General features: G+C 47.1%; 19 protein-coding genes and 1 pseudogene. 11 read left to right on the top strand and 9 right to left on the bottom strand.

The annotated features are described in order from the left end of the window. Positions 1 to 96: 96 nt before the first annotated feature. Entirely contained in the window at positions 97 to 1,767 is a 1,671-nt protein-coding gene (ribBA, locus tag H6G46_RS10390; RefSeq protein ID WP_014407109.1) for a bifunctional 3,4-dihydroxy-2-butanone-4-phosphate synthase/GTP cyclohydrolase II, read from the top strand. Between the two features lie 52 nt (positions 1,768 to 1,819). Here ribBA and H6G46_RS10385 read toward each other — a convergent pair whose 3' ends face one another. After that, entirely contained in the window at positions 1,820 to 2,149 is a 330-nt protein-coding gene (locus H6G46_RS10385) for a fluorescence recovery protein (protein WP_041425821.1), read from the bottom strand. A 142-nt stretch (positions 2,150 to 2,291) separates the two neighbouring features. Then, positions 2,292 to 3,245 carry an orange carotenoid protein N-terminal domain-containing protein gene (locus H6G46_RS10380; protein ID WP_010872811.1) on the bottom strand — a complete coding sequence of 318 codons (954 nt, stop codon included), beginning with the start codon at positions 3,243 to 3,245 and terminating at the stop codon, positions 2,292 to 2,294. Positions 3,246 to 3,589: 344 nt separating this feature from the next. Between H6G46_RS10380 and H6G46_RS10375 the strand changes: the two genes are divergently transcribed. Next, entirely contained in the window at positions 3,590 to 5,680 is a 2,091-nt protein-coding gene (locus H6G46_RS10375) for an EAL domain-containing protein (RefSeq protein ID WP_010872810.1), read from the top strand. On the opposite strand, the gene H6G46_RS10370 is transcribed toward H6G46_RS10375, so the two are convergent. After that, positions 5,677 to 6,789: a TRAP transporter substrate-binding protein gene (locus H6G46_RS10370; RefSeq protein ID WP_010872809.1), complete on the bottom strand. Its 1,113-nt coding sequence runs from the start codon at positions 6,787 to 6,789 to the stop codon at positions 5,677 to 5,679. The two genes, H6G46_RS10375 and H6G46_RS10370, sit on opposite strands and share 4 nt — an antisense overlap. A 101-nt stretch (positions 6,790 to 6,890) precedes the next feature. Here H6G46_RS10370 and H6G46_RS10365 point away from each other — a divergent pair, with 101 nt between their 5' ends. Beyond that, positions 6,891 to 7,175 (top strand): Uma2 family endonuclease, encoded by a 285-nt coding sequence (locus H6G46_RS10365; protein WP_010872808.1) that lies wholly within the window; start codon positions 6,891 to 6,893, stop codon positions 7,173 to 7,175. On the opposite strand, the pseudogene H6G46_RS10360 reads toward H6G46_RS10365, so the two are convergent. Further along, positions 7,133 to 7,514, bottom strand: a pseudogene (locus H6G46_RS10360) (transposase); the annotation flags it as partial. The gene H6G46_RS10365 and the pseudogene H6G46_RS10360 overlap by 43 nt on opposite strands. 121 nt (positions 7,515 to 7,635) lie before the next feature. Here H6G46_RS10360 and H6G46_RS10355 point away from each other — a divergent pair. Further along, the gene (locus H6G46_RS10355; RefSeq protein ID WP_010872807.1) at positions 7,636 to 8,061 is read left to right on the top strand and encodes an EVE domain-containing protein; all 426 of its coding nucleotides are present in this window, start codon (positions 7,636 to 7,638) and stop codon (positions 8,059 to 8,061) included. Positions 8,062 to 8,090: 29 nt separating this feature from the next. Here the strand turns inward: H6G46_RS10355 and H6G46_RS10350 are convergent, their stop codons facing one another. Then, entirely contained in the window at positions 8,091 to 10,574 is a 2,484-nt protein-coding gene (locus tag H6G46_RS10350) for a hypothetical protein (RefSeq protein WP_010872806.1), read from the bottom strand. 249 nt (positions 10,575 to 10,823) lie between these two features. Here H6G46_RS10350 and H6G46_RS10345 point away from each other — a divergent pair, with 249 nt between their 5' ends. The 4 genes from H6G46_RS10345 (at position 10,824) to H6G46_RS10330 (ending at position 13,921) form a co-directional block, all read left to right on the top strand. Continuing rightward, positions 10,824 to 11,822 carry a heme A synthase gene (locus H6G46_RS10345; RefSeq protein WP_010872805.1) on the top strand — a complete coding sequence of 333 codons (999 nt, stop codon included), beginning with the start codon at positions 10,824 to 10,826 and terminating at the stop codon, positions 11,820 to 11,822. Between the two features lie 150 nt (positions 11,823 to 11,972). Further along, entirely contained in the window at positions 11,973 to 12,923 is a 951-nt protein-coding gene (locus H6G46_RS10340; protein ID WP_010872804.1) for a heme o synthase, read from the top strand. Positions 12,924 to 13,000: 77 nt separating this feature from the next. After that, entirely contained in the window at positions 13,001 to 13,231 is a 231-nt protein-coding gene (locus H6G46_RS10335; protein WP_010872803.1) for a HypC/HybG/HupF family hydrogenase formation chaperone, read from the top strand. Between the two features lie 60 nt (positions 13,232 to 13,291). Further along, the gene (locus H6G46_RS10330) at positions 13,292 to 13,921 is read left to right on the top strand and encodes a Vat family streptogramin A O-acetyltransferase (protein WP_010872802.1); all 630 of its coding nucleotides are present in this window, start codon (positions 13,292 to 13,294) and stop codon (positions 13,919 to 13,921) included. A gap of 9 nt (positions 13,922 to 13,930) precedes the next feature. Here the strand turns inward: H6G46_RS10330 and H6G46_RS10325 are convergent, their stop codons facing one another. The 3 genes from H6G46_RS10325 to H6G46_RS10315 form a co-directional block, all read right to left on the bottom strand. Next, positions 13,931 to 14,533, bottom strand: a complete 603-nt coding sequence (locus H6G46_RS10325; RefSeq protein WP_010872801.1) for a GUN4 domain-containing protein — start codon at positions 14,531 to 14,533, stop codon at positions 13,931 to 13,933. 69 nt (positions 14,534 to 14,602) lie between these two features. Further along, positions 14,603 to 14,923 (bottom strand): hypothetical protein, encoded by a 321-nt coding sequence (locus H6G46_RS10320; RefSeq protein ID WP_010872800.1) that lies wholly within the window; start codon positions 14,921 to 14,923, stop codon positions 14,603 to 14,605. 439 nt (positions 14,924 to 15,362) lie between these two features. Next, positions 15,363 to 15,881, bottom strand: a complete 519-nt coding sequence (locus H6G46_RS10315; protein ID WP_010872799.1) for a tetratricopeptide repeat protein — start codon at positions 15,879 to 15,881, stop codon at positions 15,363 to 15,365. Positions 15,882 to 16,013: 132 nt separating this feature from the next. On the opposite strand from H6G46_RS10315, the gene H6G46_RS10310 reads away from it, so the two are divergent. Further along, positions 16,014 to 17,624, top strand: a complete 1,611-nt coding sequence (locus H6G46_RS10310) for a B12-binding domain-containing radical SAM protein (protein ID WP_010872798.1) — start codon at positions 16,014 to 16,016, stop codon at positions 17,622 to 17,624. Between the two features lie 64 nt (positions 17,625 to 17,688). Here H6G46_RS10310 and H6G46_RS10305 read toward each other — a convergent pair whose 3' ends face one another. Then, positions 17,689 to 18,564 carry a hypothetical protein gene (locus H6G46_RS10305; RefSeq protein WP_010872797.1) on the bottom strand — a complete coding sequence of 292 codons (876 nt, stop codon included), beginning with the start codon at positions 18,562 to 18,564 and terminating at the stop codon, positions 17,689 to 17,691. A gap of 181 nt (positions 18,565 to 18,745) precedes the next feature. Between H6G46_RS10305 and rplI the strand changes: the two genes are divergently transcribed. Together rplI and H6G46_RS10295 are read left to right on the top strand one after the other, a co-directional pair. Next, on the top strand, positions 18,746 to 19,204 hold the full coding sequence (gene rplI / locus H6G46_RS10300) for a 50S ribosomal protein L9 (RefSeq protein WP_010872796.1): 459 nt from the start codon (positions 18,746 to 18,748) through the stop codon (positions 19,202 to 19,204). A 243-nt stretch (positions 19,205 to 19,447) separates the two neighbouring features. Beyond that, positions 19,448 to 19,834: a cytochrome c gene (locus H6G46_RS10295; RefSeq protein ID WP_010872795.1), complete on the top strand. Its 387-nt coding sequence runs from the start codon at positions 19,448 to 19,450 to the stop codon at positions 19,832 to 19,834. The last annotated feature ends 159 nt before the right edge of the window (positions 19,835 to 19,993 follow it).

Raw genomic sequence — 19,993 nt, 5'->3', positions numbered from 1 at the left:
CACCGTTGTCAATTTTCCTCCAGCTTCTTAAGTTTTAACTTTTTCCTTTTCTGCACCTTGAACGTTTCTGTCCCCCGTATCCCGTCCGATTTACCGATGTTTGATGCCATTGATGCAGCCCTAGCTGACATTAAAGCGGGCAAGGCCGTGGTGGTGGTGGACGACGAAAATCGAGAAAATGAAGGGGATTTAATCTGTGCGGCCCAATTTGCCACCCCTGCTCTAGTTAACTTTATGGCAGTGGAAGCCCGGGGCTTGATTTGCCTAGCCATGACTGGTGATCGCCTGGACGAATTGGATCTGCCCTTGATGGTCAGTAAAAACACCGACAGCAACCAAACCGCTTTCACCGTCAGCATTGATGCAGCCCCCCATTTGGGCGTAACCACAGGGATTTCCGCCGAAGACCGGGCCCGGACGATCCAGATTGCCATTAACCCCGTCACCCGCCCGGAGGACCTTTCCCGACCTGGCCATATTTTCCCTCTGCGGGCCAAAACTGGGGGAGTACTGAAACGAGCCGGCCACACCGAGGCGGCAGTCGATCTTTCTCGCCTAGCAGGACTCTATCCAGCGGGGGTAATTTGCGAAATTCAAAATGCCGATGGCTCCATGGCCCGCCTACCGGAATTGGTGGAGTATGCCCGCAAATATGACCTCAAACTGATCAGCATTGCCGATTTAATCAGTTACCGACTCCAACATGACCGCTTTGTGCAACGGGAAACCATCTGTGAATTTCCCAGCCAGTTTGGGGAGTTTAAACTCTACGCCTACCGCAATTTATTGGATCAAACAGAGCACATTGCCATTGTGAAGGGTGATCCTAGTGAATTTGGTCAACAGCCGGTGATGGTGCGGATGCATTCAGAATGTTTAACGGGGGATGCCCTGGGTTCTCTCCGTTGTGATTGCCGCATGCAACTCCAGGCGGCCCTCAAAATGCTGGAAAACCATGGTTTGGGGGTGGTGGTTTATCTCCGCCAGGAAGGCCGGGGTATTGGTTTGGTCAATAAGCTCAAGGCCTATTCCCTACAGGATTTGGGCTATGACACCGTGGAAGCGAATGAAAGATTAGGTTTTCCGGCGGATCTGCGGGACTACGGCATGGGGGCGCAAATGCTCAACGATTTAGGGGTGAAACAAATCCGTTTGATCACCAACAATCCCCGTAAAATTGCCGGACTGAAAGGCTACGGTCTAGAAATTGTCGAACGGGTGCCCCTGTTAATTGAGGCCAACGACTATAACTCCCATTACCTGACCACCAAGGCAGAAAAACTAGGGCACTGGTTAGTCAAAAACTATCTGCTGGCGATCGCCATTAAATTTACTCCCAACGTTGCTTCGGCCCAACAACGGTACGAAAAATTGGAAAAAATCCGGGCCCTGTTACAGGGAACCCCCCTCATGGTGCATGAAGACAACCGCCCCGTGGCGATCGCCCTATTTGGCAAAAATAGCCTAATTTTCCACGTCGGCCTAGACCAAAACTTACCATCGGGCCAGCCTTGGCAAAAGCACGACCATTCTCCCTACCCCGCTTTGGTAAAGGATTTTCTCGTACAGCTCAAACAATGGCCAGACCTACAGGCTCTAGCATTCCTCATCGCCCAAGGGAAAGACCCCATGGAAACTCTCCAAGTCAGTCTGGACCGGGAAAATGTATCCTTTGCCGACCTCACCGCCGACGCCCTAAACCAATGGCAGCCCCAAACGGTGTACACCTACAGCAAGCAAGGCAGCGGAGAAATGACTAACAGATGAATTCCATTTCCCCCCAGGAACATAGTTGTGGAGTTTTAGATATTTACTAGAATCACAGCCGGGCCAGGGCCTTAATTTTAGATTGCTTATCGGCGGCTAAAAAAGTCAATTCCTCCGCTTGCACCAGACCTTCCTTGAGCAGTTGGGCAAAAACAAAAATAATCACCGACTGGCGATCGTCGTACTTGCCATCAATTTCGTGGCGTTTTGCACTCAAAAAATCATGGAGTTTCCAAAGATCATCGATCTGCGTAATTTGGGAAGCTTGGGCTTGCACCGTTGCCAACAGTCCATCCAATTCTCTTTGGTAGGCCTTACGGAACAGGGCATGGGCAGACTGGGTTTCAGCTTGGGACCAAGGTGCTTCGGCGGTTTGTAACATTAACTTATGATATTGATTTGTAATTATCATTACCATAATAAAAAAAGTGAGCCTGCTCTGCAACGAGAAGCCCACAGTTATTAGTATTTTGGCTGCTTGTCCGACCGACTATGGCAAAGACAAAACTCTGAAGGGAGTTATTCTAGCGAGCAAAGTTGAGTAATTCTTTGGGGGAAGCAAGGAGGTCGATCGCCACAAAGAAAATTTTGCCCTCGGGGTTGAGGAGAAAGCGCCAGGCGATATTCATGCCCACGTTGCCACCAAACCAAGGGGTTTGCACCTTACCGGTAACTTTAATTTGGGTGAAACCATCTTCAGCGGGTTCAGTAACCCCCCGTTCCGGGATCAATTTCAGGTTTTGGCACTCTTCCCGGAAAAAGCGGAGCACATTTTCTTTACCGACAATGGGCCGTTGGAAGGGCGGTTGGAGGGCACCGTCGGAGGTGAACAATTCGATTAAGGTGTCGAAGTCATTGGCATTGAGGTTGTCCATGTAGTTGAGGACAGTGGCATTGGTCACCCCTTCAATGGAAACTTTGGTGCGGCTGGCGGTATCTTGGGGAGGAACTACGGGCTCAGCGATGCGTTTGCCGTCCTTACCAGCGGTGAAGCCCATGTCCACCACGGCATTACGCAATACGGTAATTTGTTGACCGGATTCTAGGCCTTGGATCGTAGCTAGCACTGCATTGGCATTGGCAGAAAGTTGGTAACCAGCGGGAATGGGGGCGACAAAGCCCTGCTCCATCAGTTCGCCTAAACGGTACCAGAAGCCAAGTTTAATGTTGGGGGACCAACTGGCGTAGGTGCGGCACAGGGGAGTGTCAGCTCGGTTGGCCAAGTCACACATGGCCTGGGTTTGTTGGAGGGGCCCCATGGCTTGAATTTCCTTGAGGGCATTTTCGGCCAGTTGCATGCTGGCGGCCCCAGGGGCGGCGATCGTAAGGGTTTTACCCATTTCTAGGTAAGCAAACCAAATCAGAGCTAATTGATCTTCGGCATTGAGTTGGCTAAAACGGGCGATGGTAGCGGGTACAACGTCGGCCGCTAGGGTGTTAGGGAAAATTCCGCGGGCAGAGTCAATGGTGAATGGCATAGGTTTTATACGTGAATCAACTTTCCCCAGAATTTACCATGGTTTGGTAGCCCCCTTTAGGATCGGAAAACCGAATGAAAACCCAGATTTTTTCTAAAAGTTTGTCCTAGCTTGACAATAATAGGACAAAGAATATAGTGGCTGAATAATTATTGTGTGGGCTACTATTAGTTGGGGAATCTAAATGATGGCATCAACGGATACAAATCAGATTGTTCTATTATTTATTTCCTCTCAGTGGTAACTGGTTGGAGTGGTGATCAATAATTGTTCCCTAGTCGCGACAATAGTCACTCTCTAAAACTATTTTTCTTCAGGCTCAGCTTTTTTCCTGTAACGCTCCTATGCTTTATCAATTGGTCGTTGATTCACCCTCGTTTAAAAAGGTCATTCGTTTACAAAATTCTTGTTATTCCATTGGCCGTCATCCGAGCAACACCATTGTTATTCCTTCTCCCCAAATTTCCCGTCGCCACGCCACCCTAATCAAAAAAATTAATCCTAATTTAGATATCTCCTTCCACATCATTGATGGAGATTTAGAAGGTCATCGCAGTCGTAATGGAGTGTGGGTTAACGGTGAATCCCATCTAGATTATGAGTTGGTGCATGGAGACGTCATCGCCCTATCGGAAGATATTCAAATTTTCTATCAGGCCATCCCCACCGACCCCAAAGATACTATCTCCGGCGGCGGCGATCGCCAGCGGTTAACCCCAGATCTATCAGAGCATTTTCCCCAGGAACAATGGGACATCACTCTGATTGGCCACGAGGATGACTTATCCCAACTGAGCCATGAAAAGCTATCTAAACTAGCCGCCTGTATTGAATATAGTCCCTACCCCATGGTGGAGATCGATTACTTCGGCAACTTGACCTATCTGAACACAGCTACTAAGGAAAAGTTTCCCTCCATTCAGAAAGATTCCATGGCCCATCCCCTACTCAAAGATATTATTCCCCAAAGGGAAGATACTCCCATTTACTATCTCCGCACTAGAGAGGTACAAATAGGAGATAAATTTTATGAGCAACATATTCACTATCCCGCCGAAAGTCAGTTTATACGTAGTTACATTTTCGATATCACAGAGCGTAAAGTAATTGAGCAATCAATTCATTACCAAGCTTTTTATGATCCCCTAACGGACTTGCCCAACCGCTTTTTGTTCAAGCAAGAATTGGGTAAAGTCCTAAGTAACGTTCAGAATCAAAGCAGTGTTTTAGGTTTAGTGCTTTTAGGTTTCCGAGAACTGCAATCTTTAAATGACTTGCTGGGGCACAGCGTCGCCGATGAAGTACTCAAAATTATCACGGAAAGATTATCCGCCCATGTGAGATTAGAAGATTTACTTTGCCGGTGGCGTGGAGATACTTTTATATTGTTAATTCAATCCTGCCGTAACCTCGACGAAATTGAAGTTTTTGTGCGACGACTGTTGGCAGTGCTAAAAAGACCATTTTTCATTGCTAATAATCCCCTTTACCTCCAGGGCTATGCGGGCATTGCCTGTTATCCCAACCATGGTGATAACGTGGAAATTTTGCTGAACCGAGTGGGAATAGCATTAAACGAAGTTAAGGACATCGGCAGTCGGCAATACTGCTTCTATGAAGAGTCCATGAATAGTGACCATTTAGAAAGAATTCAATTGGAGCATGCCCTACACCAGGCTTTGGAAAGGGATGAATTCTTGCTTTATTACCAACCGATTATTGATGTGCAATCCGGTCGCCTTTGTGGAGTGGAAGCTCTGATTCGTTGGCAACATCCCATTCACGGTTTAGTATCTCCAGGATTATTCATTGGTTTGCTGGAAACCACTGGCCTAATTATTCCCGTGGGGGAATGGATTATGCGTACAGCTTTTCAACATTTCCACCATTGGGCTCCGGCGGTAGACGATGATTTTCGCATTGCCATTAATCTGTCTCCCCAACAGTTCCAAGCTCCGGATTTGTTGCCAACAATTTTACGTATTTTGGCAGAGTCTTCCCTCCCTCCCCATCGTCTTGAGGTGGAAATTACCGAAAATATTGTCATGCAGAACGTCACAGCTACCCAAAATCTCCTCAATGCTCTGCAATCCCACGGTATTCGGCTTTCCATGGATGATTTTGGCACTGGCTATTCTTCCCTTTCCTATCTTAAAACCTTTCCTTTCAATACCCTGAAAATTGATCGTTCCTTTACTAAAGATATCCTCCACACCCCCAAGGATGCTGCCATTATTCAGGCCATGCTGCTGTTGGGCAATGGTTTTAATTTAAACATTATTGCTGAAGGTATAGAGGAGGAGCCCCAAGCTCGTTGTCTCTACGATTTAGGTTGCCGAGAAATGCAAGGTTATTGGTTTAGTCATCCCCTTTCAGAAGCAGAAATTACGGCTTTCCTAGCAGAAGGCAATTTCCAAAGATTTTGCCTCGGTTAGGGAGCTTTTTCGACGAATTTAGTATAGCTAAGTTCATTGATTGCATTCCAACTAAACATTTGACTGCGGAATGTTTGCCATTGTTGATAAATTTCCTTAAATTGGGCATCTTTACTGGCAAATTCTGCTAGCAATGCTCGGGAAGTTTCCTGGGCCACTGTTAAAATTTCTGGAGAAAAGGATTTCAGAATTGTGCCTCCATCCAGTAATGTTTTCAGGGCAATGCTATTAAAAGTTTCATAACGGGATAGCATCAATAGATTGGCACTACGGGCCGCTTCCTGGAAAATAGCTTGGTATTCCGGCGGCAATTTCGCCCATTGGCTTTGGTTTACCAATACGTCCAAGCTGGGGCCTGGCTCCCACCAACCGGGATAGTAATAGTATTTGGCCGCCTTATTTAGCCCTAACTTTTCGTCGTCGTAGGGCCCTACCCATTCCGCTGCGTCAATGGTGCCCCGGTCTAGAGCTAGGAATAGTTCTCCCCCAGGAATCACCTGGACGTTGACCCCTAGTTGAGCCATTACCTGCCCTCCCAAGCCGGGAATCCGCATTTTTAAACCCCGCAAATCCGCTAGGGATTCCACTGGCTTTTTAAACCAACCAGCCATCTGAGCCCCGGTGTTACCGGCGGTGAAGTTAATGATATTAAAGTCGCTGTAAACTTTTTGGATCATTTCCAACCCCCCCCCGGCATAGAGCCATGCATTTTGTTGTTGGGCCGTCAAACCAAAGGGCATCACGCAGGCAAAACCCAGGGCCGGATTTTTGCCGATGTAGTAATAACTGGCGGTGTGGCCACATTCAACGGTGCCATTTTGTACTGCGTCTAGCACCTCTAACCCCGGCACAATTTCCCCAGCGGCGTAGGGCGTAATCTGGAATTTACCCCCGGTCATGGCGGCGATCGCCTTGCAGAAGTCCTCAGCGCCCCCAAAAAGAGTGTCGAGGGATTTGGGCCAACTGGTGACCATGCGCCAACGAATATTTGGCAGTTCTCCTCCAGCGGTGGCTTGATTATTGGAGGTGGTGGCCTTGCCACAGGCAACTAAACCAGCAGCAGTTCCAGCGGCGATCGCCGATTGGCCAAGGAGTTGACGGCGTTTCATAGGGACGGGGGATTAAAAATATGATTGAAGGGATTTTCCCACAGGTTTACGGCGATATTCGGTCGATTTTGGAAAACTTGTCTTTAATTTAAAATGTAAATGTGATTGTTGATCAACCTAATGGCGATCGCCAAATTGGCGGCAAATTAACCATGATTGCTTCGCCCGACCTCCGACCGACCCCATTGACCCCAGAGGAATATCTAGCCTGGGAAGCGAAACAAGAAATCTGCCACGAGTACATTGACGGGGAAATCCTAGCTATGACTGGTAGCAGTATTCCCCACGATGATTTGGTTATTAATTTGCTGGGCGTTCTATTACCCCACATTAAAAGTCGGGTTTCTATTTTTCCTAAATTTCCAATGTATTGTCTTTTTACATAATCTGTTGTTTTCCCTTTTTTTGGGGTCTCCTGTTTCATCTATTATTACTATTATTTCTCTTCCTTCTAAAACTTCTAAGATAATATTTAATCTTCTTTTTTCTAATTCTTTTAATTCCCAAGGAGAATCTGTCATAAAATGCAGTAGTCCCTGTTCATTTTTCAATCCTAGTGATGATGCTATTGCAGGTAGACTCTTTCTTTTTATATCACTTAATATTCCCACAATGATATATTTAAATGACTCATAAGACCTCACTTCTGGAAATATATCTTTATACAATTCACTATATGTGTCTACACACTGTACTGTCTTTTTCGCCTCTCTTGTCTTTGTCATTCTCCCTCCGGGCTTTTCAGCCTTTTATCTCCATTTTAATTCCCTCAGTCTGATGAAAGAGGGATAATTTTATTCCCCCGGCCCAGTTCCCACCGCAGTTGTTCTGATTCGCGACCCCACCATGGCCTACTGGTTATTTCAAGGCAATCCTAAGTACTATCGCATTCTTCAAGCCATTGAGGAGCAAGAGGAATTGCCCTGGTTGGTGACCCGTTATAGCAAAGAAATTCAAGTTGGCGATCGGGCTTTGATCTGGATGGCCGGGCCAGAAGCAGGGATTTATGCCATTGCCGAAGTAACTAAGCCGCCGGAAATTTACCCAGAGCTACCCGATGGGCAATATTGGCTAATGTCTGACCAAGCTAAGTTGGATAAACCGAGGGTACAGCTCAGATTCCTACGCAAGTTGCTGGGCCAACCCCTCCGCCGCCACGAACTCAAACAGGACCAGATTTTACGGGATTTACTGGTTATTCGGGCTCCCAACAGCACCAACTTTCGGGTCACAGAAGAGCAATGGCAGCGTGTCTATAGCCTTAAAGGCTAGAAAAAAATTTCGGTTCCCATCGCCGGGATTCAACCATGGTCTAACAGTTGAACCAACCAGTTATGCCTTAATTCCCCACAGGCGATCGACCAAGCCTGCCCTATTTCCAGCTCTATGTCCTGGTTATAAATTGCTGTGATCAACAAATACAACAGCTCAAAGTCCACCCGTTCCCGCTCTTCCATAAATTGAAATTGTCCGTTGGCAGAATTATTGAGTTTTTCAATTTCTTCCCGGCCAACTTTGCCGGTGATAGCCTTTTGCCGTCGATCTCGCCAGAGGTGAAATTGATGCCTCTTCTCCAATGACACCAATTGATTAAAGTTCTTAATATAGTTGGTAAATTGACTACCATCGCGGTGCAAAAATGCGATGACTGTTGAGGCTTTAGCGGTACGAATCAAGATATGTTCTGGTAACCTTTTTCTGCCCAGACTAAGAAAATCAGTTTTGAAAGAGTGTATTGAGTTAAGGGCTTCCAAAATAATTTTTAGTTTGCCAATATCATCGGATTCAGTGATTATTTGTAGTTTTTGATAATCATCTTTTAAGATTTCACGATTTTGGCAGAAGAAATCTTTTACCTGTATTTCTAGCGATTGTTGCGACTGATTTTCTGTAATGAAAAAATTGAAATTAAGATCAGCGTCAATTTCATTATTTTGATTAGTTTCCCCCACGGGATTACCAATTAATGCTTTGCTTACATTCTGGCTTGTAGGAGCAAAAAAGTTTGTTAAAGTCAAGCCAATGTCGTAAATTTTTGCTTGCAAATCACTTAATCCATTTTCCAGTAAATTTAATCTTTGCTCGAAATCAAGATTTTTGTTACCAAGGTCGAAATTCTGAGGGATGATGCCAGATCCATTAGCCTTAGCAGAATAAAGTTTGGAAGCATTATTGATCAAGTGACGAATTGACGGTGAGCGCAAAAGGGAGGTAATTTCTTGCTCACTAAATATATCCGTGAGCTTAACCCCTACTGCATCAGCCTTGGTCATCAACACCTGACCCATCAATTGATCGTCTGGACGGTCAAGATTAATGTGATATTGGCCTACCCTTTCCACCACGGAAGAATCCCAATGGGACTGAAAATATTGCCACCGATCTGGAAAAAGGTTTAGGATAACCAAACAGTTGGGCACATGGGTAAAAATTTCCTTAAGCGCTTCGCCGAAGCCAATTAATAAGCTCTGGTTTTTGGGTAAACCCAGCACTTCCAATTGATCAAATACCATTACTAACGGCTCGTCCAACAAGGATAATTTACTGAAAACTGAAATTGCTTCCAGGGAAAAGCCCTCCTTACCCAGGTTTTCATGCCAATTACTCAAACCCAATAACATTAAATCTTCTTCACTCAATTCTTGTCCGGCCAACCAACGTGCAGTGGTCTGTTGACGATAACGTTCTGTATAGCGACAAAATTTGATAATTCCCTTAATAATTTCAGGGCTATTTCCTCCAATGCCATAGTGCTCTGTCCACCATTCACTGGCTCTTTTTTCAATGTGATCCCAGTAATCCCGTTTCTTATCTGTTCCTTCCGTTCCTAGTAGCTGATAAATATTTAAGGGGTTTTGCTGGACAATATCGACTATATGTTGATCTTTTTGGGTCAGCCGAATATTTTTCATTTGGCTAATTAATTTAGTAAAACTATGGGCCAGCAAAAACTCTAGCTGACTATAACTAGTGCCGGGAATTTGATAAATGAACGATTCTAAAATGCGGCTGTAAATATGGTAAATGATTGATTCTTGATTGTTGGGGTGGCGTATGAATAATACTCGGTTTATCTGTAAAATTTCCTTGGTGAGCCGCATCATCAGGTGGGTTTTCCCTGATCCAGGAATCCCTGTCACTACTACACCCTTAGATTGTCGATTTTTATCCTGTCTGACTTCCTTAATGATTGCCTTCAGTTGTTCAAATTGTTGTTGATAAATAGCTTTTGCATCAACGTGTTCCTGAAAAGGGGTGTCAACTCTACTGGAAGAAAAAGGATTAATGCCAATATTCATTGATTTGGAAAAGCCGTTGCAATCTTGTAAAAAATTGTATAACTGGTGGGTGAAAAGGGCATCGTAGCGAGCGCGGTGCGCCGATTCTTGGTTGAAATACTTGCCTTCAACCTTTAAGAAAAATTTTTTGCTCAAAAACTCCAAAGAGTAACTGCTTAGGCCGGGATATTTTTCCTTGGCCAACTCAATAGTACATTGGGTGCTTATTGGCCGCCAAGGAATGCCCACCTGCAAACAGCTATTTCGTAAGACACGGCAGTCATGGTCAGCATAATGGAAAATGACTAAATGCCCATGGGTGATGCGCCAAAAATTTTCCAACACCTGTTTCAGAGGAAAAACTTTTAAACCCTGTGCTCGATCTGCTAAGACTTCATCCACCAATGCTTCATATACCACTTCCCCACAGTGATTAATAATGCAAATTTCCCTAAGTATTTGAGAACCTTCAGAATCTACAACGAAAAAGGAACTGGGTTTATCCATAGCTGTGATGGGAAGCAATTACTCCCATGATAGCCACAAGAATAACTTCAAATTTAATTCACCAGATAAAATAGCTTAAGTGTATTGCTCACCTCCACGCAACTACATGTAACCGGTTAAATACCAAATTTTCCCGATCTCAACTAAATCAATCGCCTAGGGCAGGGAAATCTGAAGTAAATCTAAAGAATATTGATGCTGTAGCCAAGTTTTCTTTCCCCTGGGGAGAGTGTTGGTTAGAATCTGACGGTGACTGGGGTTTTTCTCCCCCCCTTGCCCCCATCGTTGAGGTTGCAGATCAAAACCATGGCTGAGTCTATTCTCCCCAATGCCATTCGCTCCCAAAGTCAACCCCAAGCCTTTGTCCAGGTTGAAGTCTGGATCCGTCGGCTGGTATGGAAAATTGTCATTGCCACAGTGTTATTGATGGCGGTGGGCAGTGCCACCAGGGTGATGAATGCAGGGTTGGCCTGTCCTGACTGGCCTCTGTGCTATGGTCAGTGGGTTCCCAGTCAACAAATGAATTTACAGGTATTTTTGGAATGGTTCCATCGCTTGGATGCCGCGTTGATTGGTTTTAGTACCCTGATTCTGGTGGGCTTGAGCTGGTGGTTCCGTCGGGTTCTACCCAAGTGGTTACCCTGGGCTACCTTAGGCTCCCTGGCGTTGATCCTGGTGCAGGGATTGTTGGGGGGGCTGACAGTGATCGAACTGCTACGGTTTGACATTGTAACCGCCCATTTGGGCACAGCCATGGCTTTTTTGGGTTCTTTGGTGATCATTGGTCTCTGTCTGATGCCCTACCAAAGTAATCAAACGGCGGGCAAGTTAAGGCCGGTGGCCCTGGCTAGCACCACCATCATTTATCTGCAATGTTTACTGGGGGGATTGGTGGGTTCCCAGTGGGCGGCCCATCAGTGTTTGGCGATCGCCGGCACACAATTTTGCCAAGTGTTGCACAGTCATCTGTTGGGGGTGTTACCGACGGTGTTGGGGGTGGGACTGACTTTTTGGTGTACCAGGCGCACTCCGGCCCTAAATCCCTTTTTGCGCCAGTTGGGCAATGGGGCCCTAGCCCTTTTGGGGGGACAGATCCTATTGGGAGTTGCTACGCTAAAGCTCCATTTACAAATTGAACCCCTAACCGTAGCCCACCATACAGTGGGAATTTGTCTCTGGGCTACCCTGTTGGCGATCGCCGTTTTGGCGGTGCGGGACCATCGACCGACGGCCCCCATTACATCCTGATGATAAAAATCTTTAAGTCTCCCTAGGGAGGGAAATTTCTGCCGTTGCGGTTAAACTAACTGCCATTTTTTGTCCAGTTGGGGAATACTCGCTTAAAATTCAGGAAAAATTTTTGATCTCCCCCCTGCTTACCCTTTCTTTTGATTCTCTATGGTTACTTCGACAAAAATCCATCGCCAACACGATTCCATGGGGGCGGTGTGCAAAAGTTATTATCAGTTAACCAAACCGAGAATTATCCCCCTCTTGCTGATTACCACCGCTGCTTCCATGTGGATTGCCTCGGAAGGTCGGGTGGATTTACCCAAATTGCTGATCACTCTGCTGGGAGGAACCCTTGCAGCCGCTTCAGCCCAAACCCTGAACTGTATTTACGACCAAGACATTGACTATGAAATGCTCCGCACCAGGGCCCGACCCATCCCAGCCGGAAAAGTGCAACCCCGCCATGCGTTGATTTTCGCCCTAGCCTTAGGGGTACTTTCGTTCGCTCTTTTGGCCACCTTTGTCAATGTACTAAGCGGTTGCCTAGCATTATCCGGCATTGTCTTTTACATGTTGGTCTATACCCATTGGCTGAAACGACACACGGCCCAAAACATTGTCATCGGTGGGGCTGCGGGTTCCATTCCCCCCTTGGTGGGCTGGGCCGCTGTTACGGGGGATTTAAGCTGGACTCCCTGGGTACTGTTTGCGCTAATTTTTCTTTGGACTCCCCCCCACTTTTGGGCCCTGGCTTTGATGATCAAGGATGATTATGCCCAGGTGAATGTCCCCATGTTGCCGGTAATTGCGGGGGAGGAAAAAACCGTTAGCCAAATCTGGTACTACTCACTGTTGGTGGTGCCTTTCAGTTTGCTGCTAGTTTATCCTCTGCACCAGTTGGGCATACTTTATCTGGCGATCGCCATTATTTTGGGGGGACAATTTCTGGTCAAAGCTTGGCAACTCAAACAGGCTCCCGGCGATCGGGATTTGGCTAGGGGATTGTTCAAGTTCTCCATTTTTTACCTAATGTTGCTCTGCCTGGCCATGGTGATTGACAGTTTGCCCGTCACCCATCAGTTGGTGGCCCAAATGGGAACTTTACTGTTGGGTTAAAGTTGAACCATGGCCCAGGTTTGGTTTTTCTCAAAGCTCCACTGACTTATTTGCCAATTCCTCCTTCCTTTCCTCCCATGTGTCTAGCCCTACCTGGCCAGGTTGTCAGTTTAATGCCCAACTCCGATCCCCTGTTACTGACGGGAAAGGTTAGCTTTGGGGGCATCATTAAAACCATTAGCCTTGCCTACGTACCCGAGGTTAAGGTGGGGGATTACGTGATTGTCCATGTGGGCTTTGCCATTAGCATTGTGGACGAAGAGGCGGCCCAGGAAACTTTGATAGACTTGGCAGAAATGGGAGTTTAATTCCTAGAGTTAAGAATAGAGAAATAGACACGACTCCAGAACCGTTACGGGTGACAAATAATGTACGGCCCAGATCCCCAAAATAAGCATCCCATGGCGGGATTTGCCCAGATTTGCTTTATTAAAAATACTGTTTCTAACCCCAACATAATTATTGGTGATTACACCTATTACGACGATCCCGAAGATTCAGAAAACTTTGAGCGCAATGTTCTGTACCATTTTCCCTTCGTTGGCGATCGCCTGATCATTGGCAAATTCTGCGCCCTAGCCCGGAATGTAAAATTTATTATGAATGGGGCTAACCATGCCATGGAAGGATTTTCCACCTATCCCTTTGCAATTTTTGCTAATGGTTGGCAAACAGCAGAACTGGAAGAAGAACCGCCCCATAAGGGAGATACAGTCATTGGCAATGATGTGTGGATTGGGTACGAAGCGGTAATTATGCCCGGAATAAAGGTGGGAGACGGGGCCATTATTGCCGCCAAAGCCGTTGTCACTAACCATGTGGCACCCTACACCATTGTGGGGGGAAATCCCGCCCGTCCTATCCGTCAACGTTTTAAGGACGAAGTAGTTCAAGCTTTGTTAACCATTGCTTGGTGGGATTGGGACATAGAGAAAATTACCCGCAATCTGGACAAAATTGCCGGGGCTGATATCGAAGCGTTAAAAAACTGTAGTTAGGGCATCGGGCTAGCCGTTACATTCAAACAAACGAATGAAGAAAAAAGTCACCATTTTCAAACCATAGGGAGACTTCCACCAAATGGCAGGGAAACTACCCACCGGAGCATTGAGGGAAAAATCCCATTGGTCATACTCATCAAAACGAACCTTTCCTTCCTGCACCCAACCCACTTCCTGGGCAAAGGCCCCCATCACTTTCCGGTCTTGGGTACGCAAAGTATCGGTGTTACCACCTACCTTTTGATAGGCTTCCAATTGCCGGCTAAAGCCAAAACGATCTTCGCTGTAGGTACGCCACAGGCGATCAATTACCGTTAAAACTGTACAGGGCAAAGCAGATAAAGTTTCTGGGCTGAGGTTATCCCGATTACGATTGAGGGTTTCGAGAATAATGCGGGTGGTTTCGTGGTCCGCCGTCTTAAAATCCCCCGCAATTAAGCATTCCTGCAACCTACCATAGCGCTCAATGTCCGGGATTAAGGTCAGTTTGCTTTCCAGATTTTCCACCCGTTGGCTGAGGCTCTGGACTTGGCTGGCCAAATTCTGGCATTGTTGAGCCAGCTCAGCATAATTGTGTTCATTGGAGTCTGGGGTGATGGAATCAGCCATAAATGTTGCTTAGTTACTCCAATCAGAGTGTTTGATATCGCAGGTAATGGATTAATCTTCTCAAATTTTTTAAATTTCTTCCATCTCTAAACGCCCCGCTGTTACAGCGTCAAAAGCAAAAGCCAGTACTACAGGCATGGGATTTTTGAGCAGAAAAGCAGAACCGATCGCCAAAGCAGAAACAGCCACAGCGGCGGTTAACCAAGCTTTTTCTTCTTCGCAAAGACCTTTTTCTAGTTTAATTGCCCGGAGAATTTTGCCAGGAATGGGCTCCGGCATGACAGCCCCAGGGGGAAAAGCCCAATAGTAATTGAGTCTTTCCATGAACAAATCCGTCCAACCATTGGCTTCACACCATTCTTCAATCCAAGCGTCGCAAAAATGTCTCATGTTTAGGTATTTATGCTTACCTTGTACTCAATAAAAAAGCAACCATGGGACTAGCAACCCGGCTTTCCCGCTATCTTAGCAAGGCTATTTGGGAGGAAAGAAAAATGCCATAAAACTTAACTTTGTTTAACTCAAGTTAATGGTCCCGAATCCAGGGCAAATATGCAAATTTGTGGGCAAAAAGTGTCCCTCAAATCGACAAAAAGATCGGCAAAATTCAGTAAAACTAGGGCGTGGGCAAGGGGAGTTAAAAATTGATCGACGGGCTTGGGAAACTGTCGGAGAAGTTGAGAAGAAATATTGGGGCCTATTTAAGAACGTGTTTGAAAAGCCCCCCTGGCCCTCCAAATTTGGGGGGAAATGAGTGAAAGTCCTCCAGTATTGCCGGAGCTTTAGTGGGTCGATTTAGGGGGCGGAATAAAACTTTCCAAACAGGCTCTTAAGGATTACCATGCCATGTTTGCAGTTGTTCCCAGGCTTCCCGTTGGCTCACAAGATTTTCCTGGTCAGAGAAAAGGGCTAGGGCCGCTTCTAGGTCAGCAATGGCTTGGGCTTGCTCTCCTAATTGCCAATAAATTTTCCCCCTAGCTTTGTAGGCTTCGGCCAATTGGGGGTTTAGGGTAATGGCCTGGCTGTGGTCGGTGATCGCCCCTTGGTAGTCCGCTATTCTGGCCCGGGCAATACCCCGATTAAAATAGGCATCAGCATAGCTAGGATCTAGCAGAATTAATTCCGTAAAAATGGCGATCGCCCCCCGGTAATTTTTTTTGATCCCCTCATCCATGCCATCAATTAACCTTTCCTCCAGGGGATGGTCCCCCAGCAATGGCAGGGAACGCTCACTGTCAACCATGTCTTGGGTTAACAGAGGCAAGGGAAAAACCAATGACAATGCCCCCAACATAGCCATAGCTATGGACAAGAGGGAGCGGCCTAGGGGATAACCATGGTTAACCATAGGATTTATCTATGCCAACGGTCTGGCTTTCGGGGACTTCCTGGCAAGGGTGTGCTAGCTTTAGCTAAAGTTGAGCCCATACCTAATCAATTCCTAGATTTTTTAACATAAATCTTCCCTTAGCGAGAAGCCATGCGCGCCCTATTAATCTATCCGTTGTTTCCCCCTACTTTCTGGTCCTACGAAAAAATTCTGGAGCTAGTGGGTCGGAAGGTTTTATTGCCTCCCCTAGGGTTGATCACCGTGGCGGGCATTCTCCCTCAAGAATGGGAGTTTAAGCTGGTGGACCGCAATGTCCGCAATGTGACCGAAGCGGAATGGGATTGGGCGGAAGTAGTAATCATTTCCGGCATGATTGTCCAGCGGGATGACATGGTGGAAAACATCAAGGAAGCTAAGGCCCACGGTAAGTTGGTCGCAGTGGGAGGCCCCTTTGCCACGTCAGTACCGGATGAAGTGCAGAATGCCGGAGCAGACTTTTTGATTTTGGACGAAGGGGAAATTACCCTACCCCTGTTTGTGGAAGCGTTGGAGCGGGGGGAAACAGCAGGTATTATCCGGGCCCAAGAAAAACCCGACGTTACCACTACCCCCATTCCCCGCTATGACCTGCTGGAATTGGATGCCTACGATTCCATGTCGGTGCAGTTTTCCCGGGGTTGTCCTTTCCAGTGTGAATTTTGCGACATTATTGTCCTCTACGGCCGTAAGCCTCGCACCAAGGAACCAGCCCAGTTACTCAGGGAATTGGATTATCTTTACGAGTTGGGTTGGCGGCGATCGGTGTTTATGGTGGATGACAATTTCATCGGCAATAAGCGCAACGTTAAATTACTGCTCAAGGAACTGAAAGTTTGGCAGGAAGAGCACCAATATCCCTTTAGATTCAACACTGAAGCCTCGGTGGATTTGGCCGATGACCAGGAATTAATGGATTTGATGGTGGAGTGCTATTTTGATGCGGTCTTTTTGGGCATTGAAACCCCCGATGAAGAGAGTTTAGAATTCACCAAAAAATTCCAAAATACCCGTAATTCCCTCGCGGACTCCGTTGATAAAATCATCAAAGCTGGTCTGCGACCCATGGCGGGCTTCATCATCGGTTTTGATGGGGAAAAACAGGGGGCTGGCGATCGCATTGTCCGTTTTGCGGAACAGACGGCCATTCCCACCACCACCTTTGCCATGCTCCAGGCTTTACCCAACACAGCCCTGTGGCATCGACTAAAACGGGAAAATCGCCTGCTGGATGAGAGCAAAGGCAACATCAACCAAACCACGTTGATGAACTTTATTCCCACTCGCCCCTTGGAAGACATTGCCAACGAGTATGTGGAGGCTTTCTGGGAGTTATACGATCCCCATGGCTATTTAGACCGCAATTACCGTTGTTTTCTCAAGCTGGGGGCACCGAAATGCAAGACCGCTTTCAAACTCCCCAATTTAGTGGATTTAAAGGCTTTGGCGATTGTAATTTGGCGGCAGGGCGTTAAACGGGACACTAGGTTCCGCTTCTGGCACCATGCTTTCGGTATTTTGCGCCATAATCCCGCCGTGTTTGAGCACTACATCACCCTTTGCGCCCATAACGAACATTTCCTCCAATACCGGGAAATTGTCCGCCAGGAAATTGGTGAACAATTGCGAGATTATCTCAGCCGCCAACAACAGGACAAAGTAGAAGAAACAGTTCTCAGTCCAACGGCGATCGCCGCAGAAACAGAAAAAGTTCTAGCTAGTTAAGCCTATAAAATGTCCCGGGGATTTATGTTTTACCAACCCTGGGACAAAAGCAGGATCAATCCGATTAATTTGGGTCTGGCTGTTGTTCCAGGTAAGCAAGGAACTCGATTAACTGCTCATCGGATAATAACTGACGGGAACGTTTGCCATAGGTTTGCAAAAGATAGTTCCGTCCCTGGTCACTGGTCCAGCCCAGTCGTTTTAGTTCCAGGTTACTGCGGGCAATAATTTCCGAAAAGTCCATGGGTCCTGCGGGCAGTTCTGTTGCTCCGGAGACCGCCATATCCGGTTCAGGCGAATCTGGTTTAGCTTCAACAGCGAGGGGTAATTCTGGGGTCGCAAAGTCGAGTTGAAGTTCGGAGTCAATAGGAGCGGACTCTTCCGGTTGATTAAAGGTGCTATTGACCATTGCCGGAGGCGGGGTCGGCTCCTCTAAGGACAGCACTGGATCAGGACTAGGGGGAAAGGAAATGGGAGCGGGGGTTAAGGTTGGCTCAGGGGCGATCGCCGCCTCAACTTCCGGCGACTTTTCAACAACGGGAGTAGGGGGATGCGCAGGAGTTACCGGTGTCGGATTGACAATGGCGGGGGGAGTAACGACTTTATGGTTCTGCTTCGGAGATTTACTTTCTTTTTTAGGGGAGGAAGGTGGGGGCGATGGCTTCGCTTCCATATCTTCAACAATGGCTGTTGGGGAAGACTGTGGGACTGTTGATGAAATATGGGTTAAATCCAAGCTGGCGATCGCCCTTTCTTTGGCTAAATCCTCAGCAGCTTCTAGGGGAGACTGGGCTGCTAACGCGCTGGCCACCACAATGCCTTCTAAGGTGATGCTGGCTTGGACTATATATAACCCCCGGTCAATTTCGAGCAGGTCACAGCAGAGACTGCCCTGGGGATAATGTTGGCGAAAAAGGGAAATCAGACTGGACATTGGCATCTGGTTGCGGAGGGCCGTCCCCCATGGTAACAGAGTAACTTTGCCTTTCTGTCCATTGCCCCAGGTAAAAATTGCTCCCTGGCGATCGCCAATTTTGGCGGGATTCCCCCTAAAGGTTAAGATGGAGGTTTGTGAATTGCTCCACAAGCTAAACAAACTTCATATTGGAAAAATTACGGTTATGGCAAAGCGAGTCAAGGTCGTTTTAAACGAAACTATCAATAAACTAGGTTTCACCGGCGATTTAGTGGAAGTGGCCCCCGGTTATGCCCGGAACTATCTCATTCCCAAGGGTCTGGGAGTGGTGGCCACCCCTGGTATTTTGCGCCAGGTGGAACAAAGAAGGCTCAAGGAACTAGAACGGCTTAAAGCGGAAAAAGATGCCGCTGAAGCCCGCAAAGTGGCCCTGGAAACCATCGGTCGATTTGTGATCAAAAAACAAGTAGGGGAAGCGGAAGCTATTTTTGGTACCGTTACCACCCAGGAAGTGGCCGATGCAGTGGAAGCGGCTACCAACCAAAGTCTCGATCGCCGGGGCATCAGTCTGCCGGATATCCACAAAACTGGTTTTTACCAAGCCCAAATCAAACTGCACCCCGAAGTCATCGCTACGGTGGAAGTGCAAGTTGCTCCCCTATAAGCCGGCGGGCCCTTGCTGATCCATTGGGGCCGAGCTGGATAGATTTTTGTCAATGCTCCCCCCCCGACCTAGGAAAATTCTGGGTATCGATATCGGGGGAGTTTTAGTTTGTCAACAGGGTTAATCCGGACTTCAATCTGGGACTGAGCAAAGACAGGAATGCCCGGCATCAATACAATAGATTAAGTTAGATTAAGTTTCTGAGTGGTGGTTCTGGCCACCTTGACCAATCGTTCTTAACCCATGGCCCCTGTAATCGAAAAAAGTCCAACTGTTGCCACGGTAAATGCTTCCCCCACTGGGATATGGATTATGGCAGGCATTGTTTCCCTGGTGATATTGGCAGTGGCTTTGTTTAGTTTTATGAACTTTGACCCCTATGTAAGCCAGGTACTCGCTCTCAAAGGAGATGCGGATAGGGGTCGGGCCATTTTTCAAGCTAACTGTGCAGTTTGCCATGGCATCCAAGCTGACGGTTACATTGGCCCCAGTCTTTGGGGGGTATCCCAACGGCGGTCCCAGAGCCACATCATTCATCAGGTGGTGAGTGGTCAAACTCCTCCCATGCCCCAGTTTGAACCCAATCCCCAGGAGATGGCGGATTTATTGAATTACCTCAAAACCCTCTGAAGGGATAAGGCCAGATTGGTTTGGATAGACGTTTTTAGCCATGTTCTTAACCATCTGGTTTTAGGCCATTTGTTGGATGCCACTGCCAACCAACCCCACACCTATTGATCTCGATTGATCCCGCTGGAGTGAGATTAACCCCATTTTTAACTGACTCAA

Source organism: Synechocystis sp. FACHB-908 (genome assembly GCF_014698595.1).
Lineage (GTDB): Bacteria > Cyanobacteriota > Cyanobacteriia > Cyanobacteriales > Microcystaceae > Synechocystis.
This window is presented reverse-complemented; position numbering and strand designations above follow the sequence as displayed.

Coding starts and splice junctions, on each gene's coding strand:
- H6G46_RS10380 (WP_010872811.1), bottom strand. CDS start 3,245: ATGCCATTCACCATTGACTCTGCCCGCGGAATTTTCCCTAACACCCTA.
- H6G46_RS10330 (WP_010872802.1), top strand. CDS start 13,292: ATGTACGGCCCAGATCCCCAAAATAAGCATCCCATGGCGGGATTTGCC.
- H6G46_RS10350 (WP_010872806.1), bottom strand. CDS start 10,574: ATGGATAAACCCAGTTCCTTTTTCGTTGTAGATTCTGAAGGTTCTCAA.
- H6G46_RS10305 (WP_010872797.1), bottom strand. CDS start 18,564: ATGCCAATGTCCAGTCTGATTTCCCTTTTTCGCCAACATTATCCCCAG.
- H6G46_RS10385 (WP_041425821.1), bottom strand. CDS start 2,149: ATGTTACAAACCGCCGAAGCACCTTGGTCCCAAGCTGAAACCCAGTCT.
- H6G46_RS10310 (WP_010872798.1), top strand. CDS start 16,014: ATGCGCGCCCTATTAATCTATCCGTTGTTTCCCCCTACTTTCTGGTCC.
- H6G46_RS10375 (WP_010872810.1), top strand. CDS start 3,590: ATGCTTTATCAATTGGTCGTTGATTCACCCTCGTTTAAAAAGGTCATT.
- ribBA (WP_014407109.1), top strand. CDS start 97: ATGTTTGATGCCATTGATGCAGCCCTAGCTGACATTAAAGCGGGCAAG.
- rplI (WP_010872796.1), top strand. CDS start 18,746: ATGGCAAAGCGAGTCAAGGTCGTTTTAAACGAAACTATCAATAAACTA.
- H6G46_RS10340 (WP_010872804.1), top strand. CDS start 11,973: ATGGTTACTTCGACAAAAATCCATCGCCAACACGATTCCATGGGGGCG.
- H6G46_RS10335 (WP_010872803.1), top strand. CDS start 13,001: ATGTGTCTAGCCCTACCTGGCCAGGTTGTCAGTTTAATGCCCAACTCC.
- H6G46_RS10325 (WP_010872801.1), bottom strand. CDS start 14,533: ATGGCTGATTCCATCACCCCAGACTCCAATGAACACAATTATGCTGAG.
- H6G46_RS10355 (WP_010872807.1), top strand. CDS start 7,636: ATGGCCTACTGGTTATTTCAAGGCAATCCTAAGTACTATCGCATTCTT.
- H6G46_RS10295 (WP_010872795.1), top strand. CDS start 19,448: ATGGCCCCTGTAATCGAAAAAAGTCCAACTGTTGCCACGGTAAATGCT.
- H6G46_RS10315 (WP_010872799.1), bottom strand. CDS start 15,881: ATGGTTAACCATGGTTATCCCCTAGGCCGCTCCCTCTTGTCCATAGCT.
- H6G46_RS10370 (WP_010872809.1), bottom strand. CDS start 6,789: ATGAAACGCCGTCAACTCCTTGGCCAATCGGCGATCGCCGCTGGAACT.
- H6G46_RS10320 (WP_010872800.1), bottom strand. CDS start 14,923: ATGAGACATTTTTGCGACGCTTGGATTGAAGAATGGTGTGAAGCCAAT.